The 23,904-nt window shown below is 65.7% G+C and carries 16 protein-coding genes and 1 riboswitch; of the genes, 8 read left to right on the top strand and 8 right to left on the bottom strand.

Annotated elements, in window-relative coordinates:
* Positions 1 to 34: 34 nt before the first annotated feature.
* Positions 35 to 1,849 carry a bifunctional diguanylate cyclase/phosphodiesterase gene (locus EVC45_RS02750; protein ID WP_129956499.1) on the bottom strand — a complete coding sequence of 605 codons (1,815 nt, stop codon included), beginning with the start codon at positions 1,847 to 1,849 and terminating at the stop codon, positions 35 to 37.
* A gap of 354 nt (positions 1,850 to 2,203) precedes the next feature.
* Between EVC45_RS02750 and EVC45_RS02745 the strand changes: the two genes are divergently transcribed.
* From EVC45_RS02745 to EVC45_RS02735, 3 genes are all read left to right on the top strand, one after another.
* Positions 2,204 to 3,505 (top strand): EAL and HDOD domain-containing protein, encoded by a 1,302-nt coding sequence (locus EVC45_RS02745; protein ID WP_129956498.1) that lies wholly within the window; start codon positions 2,204 to 2,206, stop codon positions 3,503 to 3,505.
* Positions 3,506 to 3,677: 172 nt separating this feature from the next.
* On the top strand, positions 3,678 to 4,241 hold the full coding sequence (locus EVC45_RS02740) for a peroxiredoxin (protein WP_129956497.1): 564 nt from the start codon (positions 3,678 to 3,680) through the stop codon (positions 4,239 to 4,241).
* 78 nt (positions 4,242 to 4,319) lie between these two features.
* Positions 4,320 to 4,784, top strand: coding sequence for a hypothetical protein (locus tag EVC45_RS02735; protein WP_129956496.1), 465 nt, complete (start codon positions 4,320 to 4,322; stop codon positions 4,782 to 4,784).
* A gap of 17 nt (positions 4,785 to 4,801) precedes the next feature.
* On the opposite strand, the gene EVC45_RS02730 is transcribed toward EVC45_RS02735, so the two are convergent.
* The 5 genes from EVC45_RS02730 to EVC45_RS02710 form a co-directional block, all read right to left on the bottom strand.
* A complete protein-coding gene (locus EVC45_RS02730) occupies positions 4,802 to 8,137 on the bottom strand; it encodes an efflux RND transporter permease subunit (RefSeq protein WP_129956495.1) in 3,336 nt (1,111 codons plus the stop codon).
* A gap of 3 nt (positions 8,138 to 8,140) precedes the next feature.
* Positions 8,141 to 11,275, bottom strand: a complete 3,135-nt coding sequence (locus tag EVC45_RS02725) for an MdtB/MuxB family multidrug efflux RND transporter permease subunit (RefSeq protein ID WP_129956494.1) — start codon at positions 11,273 to 11,275, stop codon at positions 8,141 to 8,143.
* Positions 11,276 to 11,298: 23 nt separating this feature from the next.
* Positions 11,299 to 12,696, bottom strand: a complete 1,398-nt coding sequence (locus EVC45_RS02720) for an MdtA/MuxA family multidrug efflux RND transporter periplasmic adaptor subunit (RefSeq protein WP_129956493.1) — start codon at positions 12,694 to 12,696, stop codon at positions 11,299 to 11,301.
* Positions 12,697 to 13,107: 411 nt separating this feature from the next.
* Positions 13,108 to 13,953, bottom strand: a complete 846-nt coding sequence (locus tag EVC45_RS02715) for an IclR family transcriptional regulator (protein ID WP_129956492.1) — start codon at positions 13,951 to 13,953, stop codon at positions 13,108 to 13,110.
* A 972-nt stretch (positions 13,954 to 14,925) separates the two neighbouring features.
* Positions 14,926 to 16,092, bottom strand: coding sequence for an MFS transporter (locus EVC45_RS02710; protein ID WP_129956491.1), 1,167 nt, complete (start codon positions 16,090 to 16,092; stop codon positions 14,926 to 14,928).
* A 274-nt stretch (positions 16,093 to 16,366) separates the two neighbouring features.
* On the opposite strand from EVC45_RS02710, the gene EVC45_RS02705 reads away from it, so the two are divergent.
* Positions 16,367 to 17,770: an amidase family protein gene (locus EVC45_RS02705; protein ID WP_129956490.1), complete on the top strand. Its 1,404-nt coding sequence runs from the start codon at positions 16,367 to 16,369 to the stop codon at positions 17,768 to 17,770.
* A 16-nt stretch (positions 17,771 to 17,786) separates the two neighbouring features.
* Here the strand turns inward: EVC45_RS02705 and crcB are convergent, their stop codons facing one another.
* Both crcB and EVC45_RS02695 read right to left on the bottom strand, forming a co-directional pair.
* On the bottom strand, positions 17,787 to 18,167 hold the full coding sequence (gene crcB, locus EVC45_RS02700) for a fluoride efflux transporter CrcB (RefSeq protein ID WP_129956489.1): 381 nt from the start codon (positions 18,165 to 18,167) through the stop codon (positions 17,787 to 17,789).
* A gap of 72 nt (positions 18,168 to 18,239) precedes the next feature.
* Positions 18,240 to 18,301: riboswitch (Fluoride riboswitch) on the bottom strand.
* Positions 18,302 to 18,378: 77 nt separating this feature from the next.
* Complete coding sequence (locus EVC45_RS02695; RefSeq protein WP_129956488.1) at positions 18,379 to 19,566, bottom strand: ammonium transporter; 1,188 nt, start codon at positions 19,564 to 19,566, stop codon at positions 18,379 to 18,381.
* A 432-nt stretch (positions 19,567 to 19,998) separates the two neighbouring features.
* Between EVC45_RS02695 and EVC45_RS02690 the strand changes: the two genes are divergently transcribed.
* From EVC45_RS02690 to EVC45_RS02675, 4 genes are all read left to right on the top strand, one after another.
* Positions 19,999 to 21,762, top strand: coding sequence for an ATP-binding protein (locus EVC45_RS02690; RefSeq protein WP_129956487.1), 1,764 nt, complete (start codon positions 19,999 to 20,001; stop codon positions 21,760 to 21,762).
* A gap of 221 nt (positions 21,763 to 21,983) precedes the next feature.
* On the top strand, positions 21,984 to 22,448 hold the full coding sequence (locus EVC45_RS02685; protein WP_168991388.1) for a hypothetical protein: 465 nt from the start codon (positions 21,984 to 21,986) through the stop codon (positions 22,446 to 22,448).
* A 93-nt stretch (positions 22,449 to 22,541) separates the two neighbouring features.
* Positions 22,542 to 22,991, top strand: a complete 450-nt coding sequence (locus tag EVC45_RS02680; RefSeq protein ID WP_129956486.1) for an Rrf2 family transcriptional regulator — start codon at positions 22,542 to 22,544, stop codon at positions 22,989 to 22,991.
* A 180-nt stretch (positions 22,992 to 23,171) separates the two neighbouring features.
* Complete coding sequence (locus tag EVC45_RS02675) at positions 23,172 to 23,819, top strand: NAD(P)-dependent oxidoreductase (RefSeq protein WP_129956485.1); 648 nt, start codon at positions 23,172 to 23,174, stop codon at positions 23,817 to 23,819.
* Positions 23,820 to 23,904: the final 85 nt, after the last annotated feature.

Below are 23,904 nucleotides of genomic sequence, written 5' to 3'. Positions count from 1 at the left end.
TTCCGCTGCGTGGGCGTCGTGTCCGCATCGCCCGTTACGCGCCGTGCAACTGCAGCTCGCGCGTCTCGAAGCGCTGCGCGAGTTCTTCGGACGGCAGCGCCTTGCAGACGAGCCAGCCCTGAATGTGATCGCAGCCCATCTCGGTGAGCAGCGCGCGTTGCGCTTCCGTCTCGACACCCTCGGCAACCAGTTCGAGGTCGAGCGTCTGCGCCAGGCCGACGACAGCGCTAACGATTGCCTGATCGTTTCGCGAGGTTAGCAGATTCTCGACGAAACTCCGGTCGATCTTCAGCTTCGCGAGCGGAAAACGCTGCAGGTACGCGAGGCTCGAATAGCCGGTGCCGAAGTCGTCGACGGCGAAGCGGATGCCCATCGCCGTCAGGTCTTCGAGCAAGCCCTTGGCGTGCGCCGGGTCGTGCATCAGCAGACTTTCGGTGATCTCGAAGACGACGCGGCGCGGATCGATGCCGGTCAGCTCGATCGCCTCGCGCACCGAGTCCTTGAAGCGCGGATCGCGAAACTGCTGCGGCGACACGTTGACCGCCACGTACTGCAGCGGGATGCCTTTCGCGTCCCACTGGATCAGCTGCATGCACGCGACCTTCAGCACCCAGTTGCCGAGGAAGTTGATCAGCCCGATCGACTCGGCGAGCGGAATGAACATCGACGGCGGCACGAGGCCATGCACCGGATGCGACCAGCGGATCAACGCTTCGACACCGACCACGCCCCGCGTGCGGCTGCTCGTGATCGGCTGGAAGTGTAGCGAAAACTCGCCGTTGCGTACGCCGTCGTAGAGGTCGGCCTCGAGCTTCAGTCGTTCGGCGTCGGCCGGATTGTCGTCGGGCACGTAGAACGCGAGCGTGTTGCCGCCCGCGGCCTTGGCCTGCAACAGCGCGTGGTCGGCCCAGCGCAGCAGGTGCGTGTCGTGGCCGCCGGTGTCGTTGGCGTGGCGCACGTCCGGATACAGCGCGATGCCGATGCTGGCCGACAGGTGCACCTGCTGACCCTTGAACACGTACGGTTGCTGGATCGCGGTCAACAGGCGCCGCGCCAGCGCTTCGGCGGCGGCCGCCGCGTCGGTGCGGCTCGCGGCCGGCTTGACGAGGATCGCGAACTCGTCGCTGGCGACGCGCGCGATCGTTTCGTTCGGGCTCGTCATGTTCAACAGGCGCCGCGACGTGTCGCGCAGCATCTCGTCGCCGGCGTCGTAGCCGAGCGCGCGGTTCACGCGCTGATAGTCGTCGAGATCGAGCAGCAGCAACGCGACCGGCGTGCCGTGCGCGTCGGCCTTGTGCTGCGCGTCGAGCAGCGCGTGCAGCAGGCCCGACTGGTTGGGCAGGCTGGTCAGCCGGTCCAGATGCAACGCCTGGGTCAGGCGCTCCTCGGTAGCGCGCCACGACGACACGTCGAAGCCGGCGATTGCGTAGCCGTCGACGCCGTCGTGGCTGCTGCGCACGACCCGCAGTTCGACCGTGATCGGGTAGGTCAGCGACTTGACGAGCCCGAGGGTCGCTTTCTCGACGTTGCCCGAGGCCGCCGCGTGCTTGAGCAGCGCGTCGAGGCGCGGCACGTCGGCGGGCGCGACCAGATCGTGCAGCGTCGCGGTTTTCAGGTATTCGCGGTGATAGCCGATGAAGCGCAGACTCGCGTCGGACACATAGACGAAGCGCAACGCGTCGTCGACGTGCGCGAGCAGGTCGACCGCGCCCACCACCTGTTCCAGTGGGGGCGGGCGGTTCGTGCTGCTCGGCCGGTCGTGGTCCTCGCGCCGGCCGAACGCCCGCAGCCGGTCGATGACCGTACGCAAGGAGCCCCGGCGGGGCGCGGTGATCGTGTTCGCTTCCATGTTTGTCGCTGGCAACCTGGGTTCGTCCGCGGGCGGGGCTGCTTGTCCGCCGGTCCGGGCGGCCGGGAGATATCAGGCCGCCCCATCAGAACGAGATAACGACGCTTACGGCGAAATCTTTAGCGGCCCGCGGAGAAAAACATCTGGTAAGGAGAAGCCCGGTGCCGTCGCCGGGACGATTCGGTTAAAGTGACGCCGCCTGGTGACCGTTAACACGGCGAATCTCCCCTAATCTGGCGACGCTCATGACGTCGCGTAGCGTTGACTTTCCGAGCCTTGCACCGATGATCCATGTCCGAACGCCCCGTCGTCAGGTCTGCCTGACCCCCACGGCCCGTCCCGCGGGACGTCGAGGTGCGTGATGTATTCGCCGGCGCGTCGACCGGCTATCGTGAACACGGGCACCCGAACGCGGTCCCGCAGTACGTCTACGTCGGCCGTCAGCCAATTCTCGATCGCACTGGCGCGCTGCACGCCTATGAGCTGCTGTTCCGTGCCGGAACGTACAACTACGCCGAAATCAATGACGACGCGCAGGCCACCGCGCAGGTGGTCGCGCGCACGATCGGCGGAATCGGCGTGCCGGCCGTGCTCGGCCAGCATCGCGGATTCGTCAATATCGACCGCGCGCTGCTCTTTAGCGACATCGTCCATCTGATGCCGCCCGAGCGCTTCGTGCTCGAAATCCTCGAAACCGTACGCTACGACGCGTCGCTCGCACGCCGCCTCGACGAGCTGCGCGGCGCCGGCTTCCAGGTCGCGCTCGACGACGTGCACGATCTGACCGATGAGCTGAGCGCGATGCTGCCGTACGCCGACATCGTCAAGATCGATTTCCTGCAGACGCCGCACCGCATGGTCGTGAAGCTCGCGAAGATATTGCGCGGCCACGGCAAGACGCTGCTCGCCGAGAAGGTGGAGACGCGCGAGGACTTCGCGCTCGCCCACGATCTCGGCTTCGATCTGTTCCAGGGCTACTTCTTCGCGCGGCCGCAGGTGCTGGCCGCGCCGCGCAACCGTTCGCTGCGCCCGGGCCTGCTGCGGCTGCTCGCGCTGCTGTCGCGCGACGCCGGCATCGTCGAGCTCGAGGCGGAGCTGAAGGTCAATCCGGGCGTGGTCGTGCAACTGCTGCGGCTGGTCAATTCGAGCGCGTTCGGCCTCGGGCGCAACATCGCGTCGCTGCGCGAGGCGATCATCGCGACCGGCACGCGGCAGATTGCGCGCTGGGCGCAATTGCTGCTGTACGCGGATACCGGCGATCTGCCGTGGCGCGCCGATCCGCTGGTGCAACTGGCCGCGACGCGCTCGCGCTTCATGGAGCTCGCCGCGAACTGGCTGCATCCGGCCGACGGCGAATTCGCCGACGCCGCGTTCATGACCGGGATTTTTTCGCTCGTGCACATCGTGCTCGACAGCACGCCCGAGACCGTGCTCGAAAAGCTCGGCCTCGCGCCGCAGATCCGCGAGGCGATCGTCGCGCGCAAGGGCGAACTGGGCGCGCTGCTGCTGATCGCCGAGGTCGCGGGCGAGGGCGGCGACGCCGCGCCGGTCGCGACGGCGGCGGGTTTCCACGCGCTGACGCCCGACGTGCTGTCGGAGCTGAACCTGTCGGCGGCCGCGTGGTTCGGCGCGCACGTGGCGGAGTTGGGCGTTTGATGCGCTGAGCTCGCGCGCCGCATCCTTTCGATTCGCTTGTGGTCCGGGGCGTCGACCGACGCCGCGGGCGCATCCGTGGTCCAATAAGGCGTTCAGCGACGGCCCGTAACGCCGGCCGAAGCTCTCTTCGATGGACCGGATCAGCCGCGTGCGCTCACGCATGGAGGAGCAGATGAAGTTAAAACACCTACCGGCGGTACTGACCGCCGTCATGGCGTTCGGATTCGCAATGCATTCGCCGCTCGCTTCGGCAACCCTGAAGCCCGGCGATACCGCGCCGACCTTTACCGCCGAGGCCTCGCTCGGCGGCAAGAGCTACACGTATTCGCTGGCCGACGAACTGAAGAAGGGCCCGGTCGTGCTGTACTTCTATCCGGCCGCGTTCACGAAGGGCTGCACGATCGAGGCGCACGAGTTCGCCGATGCGGTCGACGAATACAAGAAGTACAACGCGACGGTGATCGGCGTGTCGCACGACAACATCGACACGCTGACGAAGTTTTCGGTCAGCGAATGCCGCAGCAAATTCCCGGTCGCCGCCGACGCCGACGCGAAGGTGATCAATGCGTACGACGCGGCCATGCCGCTGAAGGCCGGCATGGCGAATCGCGTGTCGTACGTGATCGCGCCCGACGGCAAGATCATCTACGAGTACACGAGCCTGTCGCCCGACAAGCATGTCGAGAACACGCTGAACGCGCTCAAGGAGTGGGCGGCCGCGCACAAGGGGCAGTGAAGGGGCAGTGAAAGGCCGTGCTTGGCGTCGCGTTTGTCCGCGCGAGGCCTCTAGAACTTTTTGCCGGATGAGCTTGCGATGCCGATTGTCGTTGCGCTGATCGCGCTGATCGCGCTGGGGTACGGCGCGGTGCGCGCCTTTGATGCGCTGCGGGCCGATTTCGGTCTGGCGGTGGCCGAGGGTGTGGCCGTGCTGGCTGCGTTGCTGATCGCCGGTGCGCTCGCGTACTGGCGGCAGCGGCGCCGCGAAGTCGCGCCGAACGTGCGCGACGGCGACTGGACGCATGAGCTGAAGGGCAGTTGGGGTTCGGTGCGGCTCGCGGCGGCCAAGCGGTTCTGCGAGATTCGCGTCGGCGATGAGCACGGCGCGTATATCTTCGCCGACCTGCTCGCGGCCGAAGCCCAGGGCCGCGACGCTGAGGCGCGGCTCGCACTGAAGGTCAAGGACACACGGCACGGCGAGTGGCTCGTGCCGATGTCGAATCAACGGGTGGCGCGCCAATGGCAGCGGATTTTCGCGCTGGCCATCGAGCAGAAGCTATAAGCGCCACCGCCGCTACATCATGACGACGTCGGCGCCGCGCCACCCGCGCGGCGCGCCTTTCTCGCCTCCCAGCGCACGCGGATGCGATCCATGTACAGATACACGACCGGCGTCGTATAGAGCGTCAGCATCTGGCTGACGATCAGCCCGCCGACGATCGAAATACCGAGCGGCGCGCGCATCTCCGCGCCTTCGCCGCTGCCGAACGCGAGCGGCAGCGCGCCGAGCAGCGCGGCGAAGGTGGTCATCATGATCGGCCGGAAGCGCAGCAGACAGGCCTGGTGGATCGCGTCGCGCGACGACATCCCCTTGCGCGACGCGTCGATCGCGAAGTCCACCATCATGATCGCGTTCTTCTTCACGATGCCGATCAGCAGGATCACGCCGATCAGCGCGATGATGCTGAACTCGGTGTTGAACAGCAGCAGCGCGAGCAGCGCGCCGACGCCCGCGGACGGCAGCGTCGACAGGATCGTCAGCGGGTGGATGTAGCTCTCGTACAGGATGCCGAGCACGATATACACGGCGGCAAGCGCGGCGAGGATCAGGATCGGCTGATCGGACATCGACTGCTGGAACGCCTGCGCGGTGCCCTGGAAGCTGCCGTGGATCGTGCCCGGCATGCCGATCTCGGCCATCGTGTCATAGATCGCCTGGGTGGCGGTGGACAGCGACACGCCCGGCGGCAGGTTGAACGAGATCGTCGAGGCGACGAACTGGCTCTGGTGATTCACCGACAGCGGCGTGGTGCCCGGCCCGAAGCTGGCGATCGCCGACAGCGGCACCATCGTTTCCTTCGCGGTCGACACCGCCGAGCCCGAAGAAGCGCTCGACTTGCCGCTCGCCGCGATCGAGTTGATCGCCTGATTGCGCGCGGAGTCGGCCGCGATGCTGGCCGCGCTCGTCGCGGTGGTGGCGGCCGTGCCGCCGGTTGCCGCGCTCGTCGTGCTGGCCGTGCTGGCGGTGCTGGTTGCTTTGGACGTCACGGTGCCGGCCGGCGCATTGGTGGTCTGCGCGCCGCTCGCGCTGCCGCCCGAGGTGCTGACGTAAATCTGGCTCAGCATTTCCGGGCTCTGCCAGTAGCGCGGCGCGACTTCCATCACGACGTGATACTGGTTCAGCGGGTTGTAGATCGTCGACACCTGGCGCTGGCCGAACGCGTCGTACAGCGTGTTGTCGATCTGCGCGGGCTTGATGCCGAGACGCGAGGCGGTGGCGCGGTCGATCGTCACCATCGCCTCGAGACCGCCTTGCTGCTGGTCGGAGTTCACGTCGGCGAGCTCCTTGCGCGCCTGCAGCGCCTCGGTGAGCTTCGGCCCCCACTTGTACAGATCGGGCGTCGAGTCGGCGAGCAGCGTGAACTGATACTGCGCGTTCGATTGCCGGCCGCCGACGCGGATGTCCTGCACCGCCTGCAGGAAGGTACGCGCGCCGGCCACGTCGCCGAGCGGCGCGCGCAGTTGCTGGATCACCTGGTCGGCGGAGATCTTGCGTTCGCTCTTCGGCTTCAGCGACACGAACATGAAGCCCGAATTGGTCTGCCGCCCGCCGGTGAAGCCGACCACGCTGTCGACCGCCGGGTTCTTGCCGACGATCGCCATCATCTCGGAGAACTTGCCCTTCATCGCCTGGAACGACGTGCTCTGGTCGGCCTGGATGCCGCCGATCAGGCGCCCGGTGTCCTGCTGCGGGAAGAAGCCCTTCGGCACGATGATGTAGAGCGCGACGTTCAGCGCGATGGTCAGCAGCAGCACGAAAACGATCAGCAGCGGATGCCGCAGCGCCCAGCCGAGCGTGCGCTCGTAGCCGCGCTGCATCGACGTGAAGCCACGTTCGAGCCAGCGGCCGAAGCGGCTTTCCTGTTCTTTTTCGTGCGGCTCGCGCAGCAGGCGCGAGCACATCATCGGCGTGAGCGTCAGCGATATGACCAGCGACACCGCGATCGCGAGCGACAGCGTCAGCGCGAACTCGCGGAACAGCCTCCCGACGATGCCGCCCATCAGCAGGATCGGCAGGAACACGGCGACCAGCGAGATGCTGATCGACATCACCGTGAAGCCGACCTCGCGGGCGCCGAGGAACGCGGCCTTCATGCGCGGCACGCCGTCTTCGATGTGGCGCGAGATGTTTTCGAGCACGACGATCGCGTCGTCGACGACGAAGCCGGTCGCGATGGTCAGCGCCATCAGCGACAGATTGTCGATCGAGAAGCCCATCAGGTACATCGCGCCGAACGTGCCGATGATCGAGATCGGCACGGCCACGCTCGGAATCAAAGTGGCGCGCCAGTTGCGCAGGAACAGGAACACGACCATCACGACGAGCGCGACCGCGATCACGAGCGTGCGCTCGGTGTCCTTCAGCGACGCGCGGATTGTCGTCGAGCGGTCCGAGGTCGGCGAGATGTCGACGTCGGCGGGCAGCGACGCGTGCAGTTGCGGCAGCATCGCTTTCACACGGTCGACGGTCTCGATGATGTTGGCGCCCGGCTGCCGGTACAGGATCACCAGCACCGAACGTTTGCCGTTGAAGAGGCCGAGGTTGCGCAGATCCTCGACCGAATCGACGACCTCGCCCATATCGGAGAGTTTGACCGGCGCGCCGTTGCGATAGGCGATCACGAGATCCTTGTACTGCGACGCCTTGCTCGCCTGGTCGTTCGTGTACAGCTGCACGCGGTTTTCGCCGAACTCGATCGAACCCTTCGGGCTGTTCGCGTTGGCCGCGGCGAGCGCCGCGCGCACGTCTTCGAGGCCGATGCCGTAATGCGACAGCGCGTTCGGTTCCAGCTCGACGCGCACGGCAGGATTCGCCGAGCCGCTGACGTCCACTTCGCCGACCCCCTGCACCTGCGACAGCGACTGCTGCAGCACCGTGGCGGCCGAATCGTAGAGCTGGCCGGCGGTGAGCGTGCTCGACGTCAGCGCGAGAATCAGGATCGGCGCGTCGGCCGGATTGACCTTGTGATAGGTCGGGTTGCTGCGCAGGCTGGCGGGCAGGTCGGCGCGCGCCGCGTTGATCGCCGCCTGGACGTCGCGCGCGGCGCCGTCGATGTTGCGGTTCAGACCGAACTGCAGCGTAATGCGCGTCGAGCCGACCGAGCTTTGCGACGTCATCTCGCTGACGTCGGCGATCGAGCCGAGATGCCGTTCCAACGGACTCGCGACGCTCGTCGCGACGGTCTCCGGACTGCCGCCCGGCAGCGTCGCCTGCACCGAGATGGTCGGGAAATCGACCTGCGGCAGCGGCGCCACCGGCAGCTTGGTGAACGCGAACACGCCCGACAGCGCGATGCCGATCGCCAGCAGCGTGGTGGCGACCGGGCGGGAAATAAACGGACGCGACAGATTCATCGCTCAGTTCCCGGCATCGGTGGCGGGCGGCGTGGCGCTACCGGACGAATCGCCGCGGTGAAAGCGCTCGCGCAGCCGGCGGCCGAGCGAATCGAACGCGAGGTAGATCACCGGCGTCGTGAACAGCGTCAGCAGCTGGCTCACGATCAGACCGCCGGCGATCGCGATACCGAGCGGACGGCGCAGCTCCGAGCCCGCGCCGGTGCCGAGCATCAGCGGCAGCGCGCCGAGCAGCGCGGCGAGCGTGGTCATCAGGATCGGCCGGAAACGCAGCAGACACGCCTGGTAGATCGCCTCGCGCGGCGGCTTGCCTTCCTCGCGCTCGGCGTAGAGCGCGAAGTCGATCATCATGATCGCGTTCTTCTTCACGATACCGATCAGCAGCACGATGCCGATGATGCCGATGATGTCGAGATCGTGGCCGGTGATCAGCAGCGCGAGCAGCGCACCGACGCCGGCCGACGGAAGCGTGGACAGAATCGTGATCGGATGGATGAAGCTCTCGTACAGCACGCCGAGCACGATGTACATCGTGACGATCGCCGCGAGGATCAGGAACAATTCGTTCGCGAGCGACGCCTGGAATGCGAGCGCCGCGCCCTGGAAGCGCGTCTGGAACGATGCGGGCAGGCCGATGTCCTTCTCGGCCTGGTCGATCGCCTGCACGGCCGCGCCGAGCGACGAACCCGGCGCGAGGTTGAACGACACCGTGGTGGCCGGGAACTGGCTCAGGTGCGTGACCAGCAGCGGCGCGGGTTGCTCGATGAACTTCGCGATCGACGACAGCGGCACCTGGCCGCCCGACGACGTGGAAGAGGGCAGGTAGATCGAGTTCAGCGACGTGGTGTAGTGCTGCATCGTCGGCTGCGCTTCGAGAATCACGCGGTACTGGTTCGACTGCGTGAAGATCGTCGACACGATGCGCTGGCCGAACGCGTCGTACAACGCGCTGTCGATGGTGGCCGGCGTGATGCCGAAGCGCGCGGCGGTCGCGCGGTCGATCTCGATGAACACCGAGCGGCCGTTGTCCTGCAGATCGGTCGCGACGTCGGCGAGCTCGGGCGACTGCTTCAAGCGGTCGACCAGCTTCGGCACCCATGTCGTGAATTCGCTGATGTTCGGATCGGTCAGCATGAACTGATACTGCGTCGGACTTACGGTCGAGTCGATCGTCAGGTCCTGCACCGGCTGCATGTACAGCGACGCGCCCGGAATGTGCGCGACGTCCTTCTGCAACTGGCGGATCACGTCGCTCGCGGTGTTGTTGCGGTCGTCGCGCGGCTTCAGGTTGATCAGCATGCGGCCGCTGTTCAGCGTGATGTTGCTGCCGTCCACGCCGATGAACGAGGTCAGGCTTTCGACGTCCGGATTCTTCAGGATCTGGTCGGCGAGCGCCTGCTGACGCTCGGCCATCGACGCGAACGACACCGACTGCGGCATCTGCGTGATCGCCTGGATCACGCCGGTGTCCTGCACCGGGAAGAAGCCTTTCGGTATGTACACGTAAAGCAGCCCGGTCAGCACCAGCGTGAGCACCGCGACGACCAGCGTGGAGCGCTGACGGTTCAGCACCCAGGTGAGCGCGACGCCGTAGCGTGCGATCACCCAGTCGATGAAGCGGTGCGCCTTCGCCTCGAAGCGGTGGCTTTCGTGCGGCGGCGTGTGGCGCAACAGCTTCGCGCACATCATCGGCACGAGCGTCAGCGACACGACCGCCGAGATGACGATCGTCACCGCGAGCGTGATCGCGAATTCATGGAACAGGCGCCCGACCACGTCGCCCATGAAGAGCAGCGGAATCAGCACCGCGATCAGCGAGACCGTCAGCGAGATGATCGTGAAGCCGATCTGCTTCGAGCCCTTCAGCGCGGCTTCGAGCGCCGTGTCGCCTTCCTCGACGTAGCGCGCGATGTTCTCGATCATCACGATCGCGTCGTCGACGACGAAGCCGGTCGCGATGGTCAGCGCCATCAGCGATAGATTGTCCAGCGAGAAGCCGCACAGGTACATCACGGCGAGCGTGCCGATCAGCGACAGCGGCACCGACAGGCTCGGAATGATCGTCGCGTAGAGGTTGGCGAGGAACAGGTACATCACCAGCACGACCAGCACGACCGACATCGCCAGTTCGAACTGCACGTCGCGCACCGACGCGCGGATCGTCGTGGTGCGGTCGGTGACGACCTCGACGTCGAGCGCGGCGGGCAGCGACTGTTGCAGTTGCGGCAGCAGCGTCTTGATGCTGTCGACCACCTGGATCACGTTCGCGCCCGGCTGGCGCTGCACGTTCAGGATGATCGCGGGGGTGTTGTCGACCCACGCGCCGAGCTTCGTATTCTCCGGTCCCGCCACGATGCTCGCGACGTCGGTCAGCATCACCGGACGGCCGTTCTTGTACGCGACCACCGCGCTCCGGTACTCGTCGGCGCTCGTCAACTGGTCGTTCGAGTTGATCGTGTAGTTGCGCGTCGGGCCGTCGAAGTTGCCCTTCGGCGTATTGACGTTCAGGTTCGAGATCGTGGTGCGCAGGTCGTCGAGATTCAGGCCGTACGCGGCGAGCGCGCGCGGGTTCGCCTGAATGCGGATCGCCGGGCGCTGGCCGCCCGACAGGCTCACCAGACCCACCCCCGCGACCTGCGAAATCTTCTGCGCGAGACGCGTGTCGGCGAGATCCTGCACCTGCGTGAGCGGCAGCGTTTTCGACGTGATCGCGAGCGTGATGATCGGCGCGTCGGCCGGGTTCACCTTCGCGTAGATCGGCGGCGCGGGCAGGTCGGACGGCAGCAGGTTGCCCGCCGCGTTGATCGCCGCCTGGACTTCCTGCTCGGCGATGTCGAGCGGCAGGTCGAGGCTGAACTGCAGTGTGATGATCGACGAGCCGGCCGAGCTTTGCGACGACATCTGGTTGAGCGACGGCATCTGCCCGAACTGCCGCTCGAGCGGCGCCGTCACGGACGAGGTCATCACGTCCGGGCTCGCGCCCGGATAGAAGGTCTGCACCTGGATCGTCGGATAGTCGACCTCGGGCAGCGCGGACAGCGGCAGAAAGCGCAGCGCGACGAGACCGACCAGCATGATCGCCGCCATCAGCAGCGCGGTGCCGACGGGACGCAGAATAAAAGCGCGGGATGGATTCATGCGGTAAGTGCCGAGCCTTTACTTTATTGCGATGCCTGCGACGCTTTCCGGCCGTGATGCGCGTGCGCGCCCGAGGCGGCCGAGGCGCCAGCCGGCGCGCTCGCGCCGTGCGCGCCGGATGCGCCGGATGCGCCCCGCGGCCGCTCGGCCGGAATCGTGATTTTCGCGCCTTCGCGCAGCCGGTCCGAACCGTCGATCACGACGCGCTCGCCGACCGCGAGGCCCGACTGGATGCTGGTGCGCTCGCCGTCGACCGGGCCGACCTTGACCTGGCGCACGGTGACCGTGTTGTCGGCCTTCACGACGTACACGAAGCTACCCATCGAGCCGTTGAGCACCGCCGAGGTCGGTACGATCACCGCGTCCTTGATCGTATCGACGAGCAGGCGCGTATTGACGAACTGGTTCGGGAACAGGCCGTTGTCCTTGTTCGCGAAGATCGCGCGCAGCTTGATCGTGCCGGTGGTCGTGTCGATCTGGTTGTCCATCGTCTTCAGCGAACCGACTTCGAGCGGATGCGTGTTGCTGCGGTCGTACGCGGTCGCCGACAGCGACTCGCCGTTCTGCGTGTGCTGGATGATCTGCTGCAGGTTGTCTTCGGAAGTGGTGAACACCACGCTGATCGGATCGAGCTGCGTAATCACGACGATGCCGTTGGTGAGGCCCGAGGTCACGTAATTGCCCGGGTCGACCTGGCGCAGGCCGACGCGTCCCGACACCGGCGCGGTGATGCGCGCGTACACGAGGTCGAGCTTGAAGCTGTCGATGTTCGCCTGATCGGACTTCACCGTGCCTTCGTATTGCCGCACCAGCGACGCCTGGGTGTCGACCTGCTGACTTGCGATCGAGTCCTGCGCGAGCAGCGTCTGATAGCGCTTCAGATCGAGACGCGCGGTCGCGAGCAGCGCCTCGTCGCGCACCAGCGTGCCCTCGGCGTTGCGCAGCGAAATCTCATACGGGCGCGGGTCGATCTGGGCCAGCACGTCGCCCTTCCTGACCATCTGGCCTTCCTTGAAATAGACGTCCTGCAGTACGCCGCTCAACTGCGGCAGCACCGTGACGGTGGCGAGCGGCGTGACCGTGCCGAGCGCGGTCAGCACGACCGGCATCTCGCCCTGCGTCGCGGCGGCGACGTGCACCGGCTGCGCGAGGTTGGCCATCGCGTTCGCGCCGCCGCGGCCGAAGCGGCCGCTGCGCGCGCCGCTCGCGGCAGCCGGCGCGCTCGCGCCGCTGCCGGGCCCGCCCCACGGATGCCAGCGCCACAGCACGACGCCGAGCACCACCAGCGCCGCGACGATCAGCGCGACGGTGCGGCCGCGATGGCGTTTCACCGTGCCGGGCGCGCTCGATTGCGCGCCGCTCGCGGCTGGCTGGGAAGCGGTAGGGCGTTGGGTTTCCGGGTGCTTTTGTTGTTCGTCCATCGGTTCGGTCAGGTGGCTGGCTTTGTGATGTGAGCCGCCGATGCGCTCGCCGCCGTTCGAAGGACGGTGGCCGGTACATGGGCGGCAGGTCAGGCGGTCGTGGCGGTGGGCGCCGCGCAATGTTCAGCGCGATGCTATCCGAGGCGCGGGACAGAGATGTTAACGCAATGCGGAATCATCACACGGATGGGCGAGGCCGTTTCGACGGCGCTCGCGGCTCGCCGCGCGCGGTCCCGCGACGGGATGCGTGATCGTACGTTGCGGCGTCCGTAACAGTCCAGCCGCGTATTTTTCGGTTGATTACGAAGGTTACAGGATGTTGGCGAATTGTCGGGTGAGGGCGGCATGCGATCGCCACAGCGTGGATCGAAGTCGGGATGGCGCCGTTTGGCGCACGATATTGCCGACGACCTATTCGTCGAGCCGGCGCCCCGGTGCGCCGCCGATCTCCTGCACGATCTTGTCGATGCACTCGAGCAGCGCGGGCGCGGCGTGCGAGATCAGCCAATCGCGCGGACACTGGTCGGCCGAGCCGCCGCAATTGACCGCGTAGCGCTCGCCCGACGGCCCGACGAAGCCGAGCGCGATCGCGTTCAGCCCGTTGTACCACTCGCCGGTGGCGATCGCGAAGCCGCGCTCGAGCGTGTCCTGGATCGCGCTGACGAGACGGCTGCCGATATAGCCCCAATCGTCACCTTCGGCCGTCTGCAGGCCGACGAGCAGACGGTCGCGTTCCGGCTGCGCGAGCGCCGCGAGGTACGCCCGGCCCACGGCCGTGCGCGTCAGGCTCATACGCGAGCCGATTTCGAGCCGCGAGACGAGCACCGCCGAACGCGGCCGGATCGCGTCGATGACGACCATGTCGTAGCGATCGCGCACCGCGAGGTGCACCGACAACGAGGTGCGTTCCGCGAGTTCGATCAGAAACGGCCGCGCGCGCGAGCGGATGTCGAAGTTGCGCAGAAAGCCGTTGCTCAGTTCGAGCACCGACGAGGTCAGCACGAAGCGCTCGCTGTCGGGCAGTCGCAGCAGAAAACCGGCGCCCACGAGGGTCGCGGTGATGCGCGACACGGTGGGTTTCGGGATGCCGGTCAACTCGGCGAGTTCGCGATTGCTCAGCGGGGCGTGCGCGGCGGCGACGGCGCGCAGTACGGTCAGGCCGCGCGCGAGCGCGGTGACTTCATCGCCCGGGCCCTCCCGGTCTTTGCTGGCGGGGACCCTGGCGGCGACGGTCTGGTTGGGTGTAGATCGGTTCATGCGTTTTTTTGGAACGGTATTTCAAATTGTTCGTTCGACAAGCTGTTGACGGCCGCTCATAGAGGGCGGGAGCATCTCCAAACCGGGGCATCCCTTTCAGATATCTTTAAGGAACTCATTGTATCGGAAGAAATTGCCGATTCATGGGCGACTATATCTTTTTGCTTGACTTAGTCAGCATAACCATAAAAAATGGAACCTAATTTCGAAAGTCGCTTTTCACCGCTGCGTTTTGGTGCATGCGAGCGGAATAATCCCGGATTGCAGGATCGATTTGTCGGCCCAATGCGCTTGCGCCTTTCGAATACCTTCTCTCAGGTTCTAGCACGGCCCTCGGAATGGCTAGAACTTTTTAAGGCGTCGCGGCAACGCGACGCCTTTTTTTTCATCTATCAGCGCACAACAGCGGAAGCTTGACTGTCAGCGGCGCTGCGTCGCGTGCCGCGGTGATACGTGATTCGCATACTCGCAAAACGCTATGCGCTCACGGGTGGATTCGGTAATCGCCACATCAATATTCTTGCGTAATAACTACGCTGGCCTCCATTTTCATCGGAAAATTCCACGCAGCCAGATCCGAAAAACTTCGCAAAAACGGCATCCCGAAAGAAGGCATTGAAAGCATCAAGACTGTCACTCACGCCAAAGGCTACACGCAAAAATTACCGGCTGCTGATTGGTTTTTGACTTTTTACAGGTTCCGGCAATGCGTGTCCAAAGCGGTTTGCAGCGGCAATAGGCGCAAAAGGACGCATAAGGCTGACCACGCGTCCACGAATCATGCTCCGCACATCGAGTCGCGCAAAAACTTTCAATCAATAAAGTAAGTCGGATAAAAAGTGAATGGAAGCTCAATGAGGCGGTGTTTCCGTACAAGGAAAATAAGAAATAACTGAAGGCGTTTTAGTGATATCTATCCGATTCACATTACTACGCTGACGCTGAGCGTTGGATTATGATCCCGCCTCGCGCTCACGAACCGATTTTTGTAGTGAGGTGTCGCTTATCGCGCAGTACGGATAGCGCGAGCGCCGACGTGCCACACATCGCGATCAGCGCAATCAACGCGCTCCTTCCTACGTGCACGAGCACCCATCCGCCGACGGCGGGAAAGCCGAACGCACCGAGCGAGTAGGCGACGATGAACCATGTCAGCGCGGCATGACGATAAATCGAATCGGAATCGTTGACGGCTTGTTCCTGGATCACAGGATAGGCGAGCCCGTAGCCGGCTCCGAACAGGACGGCGCTGGTCGGGTGAAACAGCGTGTGATACGGAACGGCGAACATGGCTGCGACGCCGAGCAGCATCAACAGCAGCACGAGTTTCGTCGTGATTTCACGCGGCGAAATGATCACGAGCCGTCCAAGCAGCCAGCGCGCGACAACGACCGTCACGGTGTAGACGCTGAAGAACGTACCGGCGCTGGATCCCGTCCCCTGAACCAGCGCCATCTGGAACGTCAACAAGCCGGAGAAAACGCAGGCACACAAGCCGATCATCGCGATCGAATAAACCGCGCGCGTGCGCAGAATGGCGCCGGAACTGAGTGCCCATGGTCTTTGCAGGTGCGTTGCGGGATTCGGCGACAGCCGCGCGAAAACTTCCAGCATCAACGATGCGATCATGCACAGGCCTGCGACGACCAGCAGCACGGTTGCGACGGTCCAGTGCAGCGAGCGGATCGCGAACGCGGCGAGCGCCGGACAGGCGCCGATGCCCAGCATCTGTATCGTGCCGAACCGCATCAACCATGAGCCACGATCGGTATTGGTGGTTCGTTCGGCCAGCGCCATGGGTGCGGCGAGACTGAAGGAACCCCAGCCGAAACCGACGAGGAACCCGGGAACGAAGCCGATCGCATTCTCGGGCGCGACTACCGTGAAAGCCGCGACACCCGCGCCGAGGCATAGCGCCCCGATCGCCGTCAATCGCGCCGCGCCGACGCGCGGCGCGAACCAGTCCACCAGCGGAAAGCTCACGAACGTGCCGATCACCGCTTGCGCGAACGCGACGCCGGTATTCAGGTCGGTTCCGCCCACGGACCGGAAATGCATCGAGAGCAGAAACGTCGCCCCATAACCGCTTGCGGCGAGCAGCGTGCCGAGCAGAACGAAAAGAGCATGGAATGGTGGCATGCGCCGGACTCTGTTGATCGACAAGGGCAGCGCCTGCCCGGGTGAATGGTCGAAATGCTACCTCGCGCGCAGTCGTGTGACCGGCTGACATAGTAATCCGCCAGCCGGCGCTCGGAAGGTTCCGAGTTCGGTTACAAATAATGCGGTATCAGACAACATGCGGATACAAAGCGCGTGCTAAATGACGCCATGCGTGTATGACCGATGAATCCGAAGCGGCGGCGAAGCCATCGTTCGGATCAGCGAAGACTAACCACGAGTTGCTGGAGGAACCATGACCGAGCTTTGGCGCCTGAGTGCAAACGATCTTGCGACGCGGATCAGGAACGGCGACGTATCGGCCAAAGAGGCCGCGCAATCCGCATTGGAACGTCTGGAGTCGGTGAATCCGGCGCTGAATGCAATCGTTGCATACCGGCCGGAAGCGGTGCTTCAGCAGGCCGAGGCGGTGGACCGCGCGCGCGCTCGCGGCGAGACGTTGGGGCCGCTTGCCGGCGTGCCGGTGACGGTGAAGATCAACATCGACCAGCGTGGCTTCGCGACGACGAACGGAGCGCGGAGCCACGAAAACCTCGTCGCTCAAGAGGACAGCCCGCTGGTCGACAACCTCGAAAAGGCGGGCGCGGTGCTGCTGGGCCGCAGCAACTCGCCGACCTTCGCGTTGCGCTGGTTCACGTCGAACCAGGTGCACGGCAAGACCTTCAATCCCCGCGACCGGTCGCGCACGCCCGGTGGGTCATCGGGCGGCGGCGCTGCCGCCGTTGCGGCGGGTATCGGACAACTCGCGATCGGCACCGACATTGGCGGTTCGATCCGCTATCCCGCGTACGCCTGCGGCATCCATGGGATTCGCCCAAGCCTGGGACGCGTGCCGGCGTACAACGCAACGTGGCCCGAACGTACGATCGGGGCTCAGCTGATGTCGGCGGCCGGTCCGATGGGCCGAACCATCGAGGACCTGCGTCTGGGTCTGCTGGCGCTTGCGGCGCCGGACGTTCGCGATCCCTGGTATGTGCCGATGCCGCTGGTCGGCGCCGAGGCGCCGAAGCGCGCGGCGTTGTGCCTGCGTCCCGGCGGTTTGCGGATCGCTGCGGAAGTCGAAGCGGCGCTGCGCGAAGCCGCGCGCAAACTCGTCGATGCCGGTTGGAGCGTCGACGAAATCGACGACACGCCCCCGATTCGCGACGCGGCGCAAGTTCAGGAGCGGCTGTGGCTAGGAGATGGATTCGATGCGCTGGCACGCTCGGTGGAGTGCGATGGCGACCCGGGCGCGGCTGCGGTCGTCGCCGCGGCTCGGCTCAAGGTAGTCGATCTGCCAGCCGACGTGATCAAGGACTCGCTGGTGAGACGGACGACCTTGATGCGGCAGTGGCGGACCTTCCTCGATCGATATGCGGTTCTGATCCTGCCGGTATCGGCGGAACTGCCGTTTCCCGACGATCTGGATCGCGAGGGAATCGACGGCTTCGAGCGTGTGTGGGAGTCGCAACTCACCATGCGAGCGCTACCGGCGATGGGCTTGCCGGGCCTCACGGTCACGACCGATCTCGTGAACGGAGTACCGGTAGGCGTACAGATCGTTGCCGCGCATTTCAGGGAGGACCTGTGTCTGCAGGCCGGTCTTGCGATCGAAGCGCGCAGCGCCCCGGTATCGGCAGTCGATCCGGTAGCCGGCTAAAGCTCACGTGCGGGTCTCAGCGCGCCAGCAGCGAAACCGTCGCGATGCCGAGAATCGTCATGATCAGCGACGCGCTCACGTGAATCGCCACCTCGCCGGCGGCCCAGCCGAGCCGGCCGTCCTGCAGGCGCTGCACGACCTCCGCGGAAAACGTCGAGAACGTCGACAGGCCGCCCATCAGACCGGTGATGACGAACAGCCGCCATTCCGGCGCGAGCTGGGGCACCCGCGCGAAGCCCGCGACCGCCACGCCGATGATGTAGCCGGCGATCACGTTGGCGGCGAGCGTGCCGAGCGGCAGGTCGCTAAAGATCGCGTTCAGCCGAAAGCCGAGGAACCAGCGAAACAGCGAGCCGAGTGCGCCGCCAATCGCGACAGCTAGAAGAGACCAATACATGGAAGAGGATCGAAACCGGAATGTCGACAAACCGGTCGATGCGGGCGAGTTGATGCCGCGTCCGCATGACCGGGCGTAGCAGGCATCATCAGCCCCAAGGGCGGTTAATGGAGAATGCCATCTCCAGCCGCGAAGTCTAGCATCGGCGCGTCGATTTGGGGACAGGCGCGGAGCCCGCGCCGGTCCCGTTTTCCGCTCGCGCAGCCCTGGTTCACTCCGGCGTTGCCGAAATCTTGTGAATCGATAGATCGGCGCCGTTGTATTCCTCTTCCTGGTCGAGTCGCAGACCGACCGTCATGCGGATCACGCCGTACACGATCGTGCCGCCGACGCCCGACACCACGATCCCGCCGAGCGTGCCGATCACCTGCGAGGCGAACGACACGCCACCGAGCCCACCCAGCGCATGCATGCCGAAGATGCCGGCCGCGATGCCGCCCCACGCGCCGCACAGGCCGTGCAGCGGCCACACGCCGAGCACGTCGTCGATGCGCCAGCGGTTCTGCACGCAGGTGAACATATAGACGAACAGCACGCCGGCGATGGCGCCCGTGACCAGCGCGCCGAGCGGATGCATCAGATCCGAGCCCGCGCATACGGCCACGAGTCCGGCGAGCGGGCCGTTGTACGTGAAGCCCGGGTCGTTGCGGCCGGCGAACCACGCGCTCAGCGTGCCGCCGACCATCGCCATCAGCGAGTTGACCGCGACGAGGCCGCTGATCTTGTCGAGCGTCTGCGCGCTCATCACGTTGAAGCCGAACCAGCCGACTGTCAGCACCCATGCGCCGAGCGCGAGAAACGGAATGTTCGACGGCGGATGCGCGGCGATGCCGCCGTCGCGGTGATAACGACCGTGGCGCGCGCCGAGCAGCAGCACGGCCGGCAGCGCGACCCAGCCGCCGAACGCGTGCACCACCACCGAGCCCGCGAAGTCATGGAACGGCGCGCCGAACGCCTGCGTCAGCCAGTCCTGAATGCCGAAGCGGTCATTCCACGCGATGCCTTCGAAGAACGGATAGACGAAGCCGACCAGCACGAACGTCGCGAACAGCTGCGGATTGAATTTGGAGCGCTCGGCGATGCCGCCCGACACGATCGCGGGGATCGCCGCGGCGAACGTCAGCAGGAAGAAGAAGCGCACGAGCGCATAGCCGTTGTGCTCGGCGAGCGTCGCGGCGTTGCCGAAAAACTGCACGCCGTAGGCGATCGTGTAGCCGATGAAGAAGTACGCGATCGTCGAGACCGCGAAGTCCACCAGAATCTTGACCAGCGCATTGACCTGATTCTTCTTGCGCACGGTGCCGAGCTCAAGGAAGGCGAACCCCGCGTGCATCGCCAGCACCATGGCGGCGCCGATCAGAAGAAACTCGGTATCGGCGCCGTATTTCAGACTTTCCATCGATATGTCCCGCTTATGCCAAAAAAGGTGCGCTATGTGAGCAAGAAGCGGGCCAAAGTTGTGCGACGCGCGTCGATGCGGTGCAATCGGCACCGGGATGGGAATTCGAATGATTTTGAAGCGTGCGCCGCCCGAGCGCGTCATGCACCGAAACAGACATCGAAAGCACAAGAAAAGTGCACGAATCGACGCATCGGCGCGGGATGACCCAGACGAGGGCGAAATATTCGATTTCAATTACATCTTCATTCGGATTCCTGACGCGATGAGACGCTGGCTCGACGCGCTGATGCCCAATCCTGGCGCGTCGTCCGCGAGCGGGGGAGGCGGCCGTTGGCGGGTTCGTGCCCCTCTTTCTTTTCCCGCGCAAACGCCGACATAATGTGCCGACTCCGTGCATGATCCGCCGGCCAACCCCTCCCATGGGCACGCATGAGACTGACCACTAAAGGCCTGCTGCTGATCGCGATCCCGGCCGTCTTCGAACTCGCGCTGCTCACCGGCCTCGTGAAGGCGCAGGCCGATGCGACGTCGGCCGAGCGCTGGGCGATGCATAGCGAGGAGGTGCTGCGCCAGACCACGGCGATTCTCGATCCGGTGCTGTCCGAATCGGTCGCGCTGCGCGGCGCGGTGCTCGCCAACAACGCGCACTTCACGACGCCGGTCGCGGTATGGGTGGACGTCGACCGACGCATCGACGAACTCGCCGAACTCGTCGCCGACAACCCCGCGCAGGTCGAGCGCGCGGTCGAGATGCGCCAGGCGGTGCAGGCGTACCGCCAGTGGTCCGACCGGATCCAGGACCTGCTGCACGCCGGGCGGCGCGGCGAGATTCTCGCGCGCTTCCACGATCTCGCCCAGGCCGACGTGCTCGATCATTTCCGTTTGGAGGTGACCTCGTTCCAGGCGGAGGAGCGCCGCCTCGATACCTCGCGCTCGAGCGCCGTCGCCGCCGTGCGCGAACGGGAACAGACGCTGATCGTCGCGGCCGCGTTGGGCTCGCTGCTGTTCGTCGCGCTGGCCATCTGGATGTTCACGCGCGGCGTGCGCGGCCGGCTCGCGCTGCTATCCGACAACGCCGGCCGGCTCGCCGGCAACGAGCCGCTTGCGCCGCTCGGCGCGGGCCGCGATGAAATCGCGCGACTCGATCTGACCTTGCACGAGACGAGCCGCCGTCTGCTCGAAGCCGAGCGCATCGAGGCGCGCTTTCACGCGGACCTCGAGCGCCGCGCCGCCGAACTCGTGCGTATCAACGAGACGCTGCGCCAGCAGACTCAGGAAAACGAAATGTTCATCTACAGCGTGTCGCACGACCTGCGCGCGCCGCTCGTGAACCTGCAGGGATTTTCGAAGGAGCTGATCCGCGCGGGCGACGAGTTGCGCGAGGCGGTGCGCGACTCGTCGCTCGCGATCAGCACGCGCGAACGGATCGAGCGGATCGTCGACGAGGACATCGGCGAGGCGCTGCATTATCTGCAGACCGCGGTGCTGCGCGCGTCGCACATCATCGACGCGCTGCTGCGCCTGTCGCGCGTCGGACGTGTCGAGTACCGGCGCCAGAAGGTCGATGTGCGCGACATCGTGCAGCGCGTCGTCGATGCGATGCAGGGCTCGATCCGCGCGCGGCGCGCGCGCGTGACGGTGGGCGTACTGCCCGCGGTATGGGGCGATCCGACCGCGCTCGAACAGATCTTCGCGAACCTGCTCGGCAATGCGGTCAACTATCTGGATCCGGCGCGCGAGGGCCGCATCGAAATCGGCACGACGCCCGCGCCGCCGGGCGTGCATTCGCTGCGGATCTTCTACGTGCGCGACAACGGCCTCGGCATTCCGGCGATCGCGCTGCCGCGTCTGTTCACCGCGTTCCAGCGCTTGCACGGCACTGCGGCGGCCGGCGAGGGCATCGGCCTCGCGCTGGTGCGACGGATGGTCGAGCGGCACGGCGGCCGCGTGTGGGCGGAATCGAAGGAAGGGATGGGCACGACGTTCTATCTGTCGCTTCCGGAGGCGGGTGCCGCGGGCGCCGAACCGGCGGTGGTTCGTGCGCCTGAGCTCGCGGCTGCGGGTCCAACTCCGGCTCCAGCGGTGCGCGGTGCGCGTGAGAGCGTGCAGGGCGCTGCGGCGTCTGGCCTGGGCGCAGGCGGCGGGTCGCCCGTGGCTTCGATCGACGCGGTGCGAGGAATCAGTACGCGCTAGCGAGCGTTCGATCTTGCGGCGCGGATGACGCCGACGGCGAGATTTCCTATAGCCGTCATCGCATGCCTCCAGTCGATCAACGGGACACTGAGATGCTGATGGATGCCGGTCATTGCCCGGCGAGTCTATCGGGGCGATTCGAAGCGGCCGCGCGGCGCAACGGCGGTATCATGGGTACGTCTTCGCATCTGCGAGCCGCCCGATGCGGCTCCTTCCTGATCATGATTTCATCTCCTTCCTCATCGTTAGTGCGCCGCGCGGCGGTCGTGGTCCTCGTGTTCGGCGCGCTGGCCGCGTGCCAGAAGAACGACGCGTCGGCCGGCCAGGTCGCGGGCAAGCTCAACGACGCCGCGCAGCTTGCCGGTCAGAAGCTCGACCAGGCCGCGAGCTATGTCGGCCAACAGGTCAACGCGACCAAGGACGCCGCGCAGCAGAACCTCGACTCGGCCTCCGCGCCGTCAATCAGGATCGACCCGTCCGCGCTCGCATCGACCGCGCAGGCCAACCTGCAGAACGCGGCGAGCGCCGCCAACGCGCAGCTCGGCAAGGCCGCGTCGATCACGGGCCAGGGCCTCGAAACGGCGGGGCGCAAGCTGCAGGCGTGGTCGGCGCAGAATGCGGGCTCGCCGGCTTCGTCGACCGCGTCGACCGATTCGTCCGACGCGCAGAAGCAGATGGATAAATGACCCGCGCGCCGTTCGATCCGGCTTCCGCAGTTTGACTTTTGAGCTATATGTAATTACGATGCTTACACATTGTCGTTGCGGGACGGATCTGCCGTGAACACCAGTAGCCGGTTTGCCTTTGCCGTGCATGTGCTCGCGCTGCTGTCGTTACAGGGCGGCGTGCCGTTGTCGTCGGAGATGATCGCGGGCAGCGTGAACACCAATCCCGCGCTGATTCGGCGACTGCTGACCATGCTCGCCGACGCCGGTCTCACCACGTCGCAGATGGGCGCCGGTGGCGGTGCGTTGCTCGCCCGGCGGCCGGAGCAGATCACGCTGCTCGACGTCTATCGCGCCGTGGAAGACGCGCAGTTGTTCGCATTGCATCGCGAGGAGCCGAATCCCGCGTGCATGGTGGGGCGCAATATCCAGAGCGTGCTGAGCGGCATCATCGACGAAGCGCAGCAGGCGATGGAAGCGGCGCTGGCGGCACGCACGCTCGCCGACGCGACCGCCGACGTGGTCCGCTCGGAGAAGCAGCGCGAGCGCAAACGTCGCGCTTGAGCGCGACTTCGCGCGCAACACGCGTCGGCAGTGAACGAAAGAAGCGCAATGTCGCAGCGCGCGGGACGAATGGTTCCGGCATGCTTGCATAACAAACGAACGGGGTGAGCACCCCGCTTTTTTTCTCGTTATATGTAACTACAAGAGTTACATATAAGACAACCTGAGGAGTACGCTGATATGAGCAAGCAACTGAAGATCGCCTTGTTTGGCGCGACCGGCATGATCGGTTCGCGGATTGCCGCGGAAGCCGCGCGTCGCGGGCATCAGGTCACGGCGCTGGTGCGCGATCCGGCGCGCGTGCCGGCCGGCGTCGCGAATCTGCGCGCCGTGCAGGCCGATCTGCTCGACGCCGCGAGCGTCGGCGCGGCGGTGCGCGGGCAGGACGTCGTCGCAAGCGCGTACGCACCGCCGCAAGGCGATCTTGCCACGCTGACGCAAGCCACCCGCGCGCTGGTCGAAGGGGTGCGCGCGGCGGGGGTCAAACGCGTCGTCGTGGTGGGCGGCGCGGGCTCGCTCGAAGTCGCGCCCGGCAAGCAACTGGTCGACACCGACGGTTTTCCGGACGCGTACAAGGGCATTGCGCTCGCGCACCGCGACGCGTTCGACTACTACCGCGGCGTGACCGATCTCGACTGGACCTTCTTCGCGCCGGCCGCGCTGATCGCGCCGGGCGAGCGCACCGGCCAGTTCCGCACGGGCGCGAACACGCTGATCGCGGATGCGGGTGGCAACAGCCGCATTTCGGCCGAAGACTACGCTGTCGCCTTCGTTGACGAACTGGAGCAGGGCCGCTTCATCCGCCAGATCGCGACGGTCGCGTACTGACTGGCGACCCGCGTACCGGAGCGCCGGCCGCCGGAGCGCCGGCCGTCGAATTCGCCGGGCGCGCAAGCGTACTAACATTCGGTTA

Origin of the sequence: Paraburkholderia sp. UYCP14C (assembly GCF_004197395.1) — a bacterium.
Lineage (GTDB): Bacteria > Pseudomonadota > Gammaproteobacteria > Burkholderiales > Burkholderiaceae > Paraburkholderia.
Note: the sequence above shows the minus strand (reverse complement) of the source record. Positions and strands in the feature narration are given on the sequence as shown.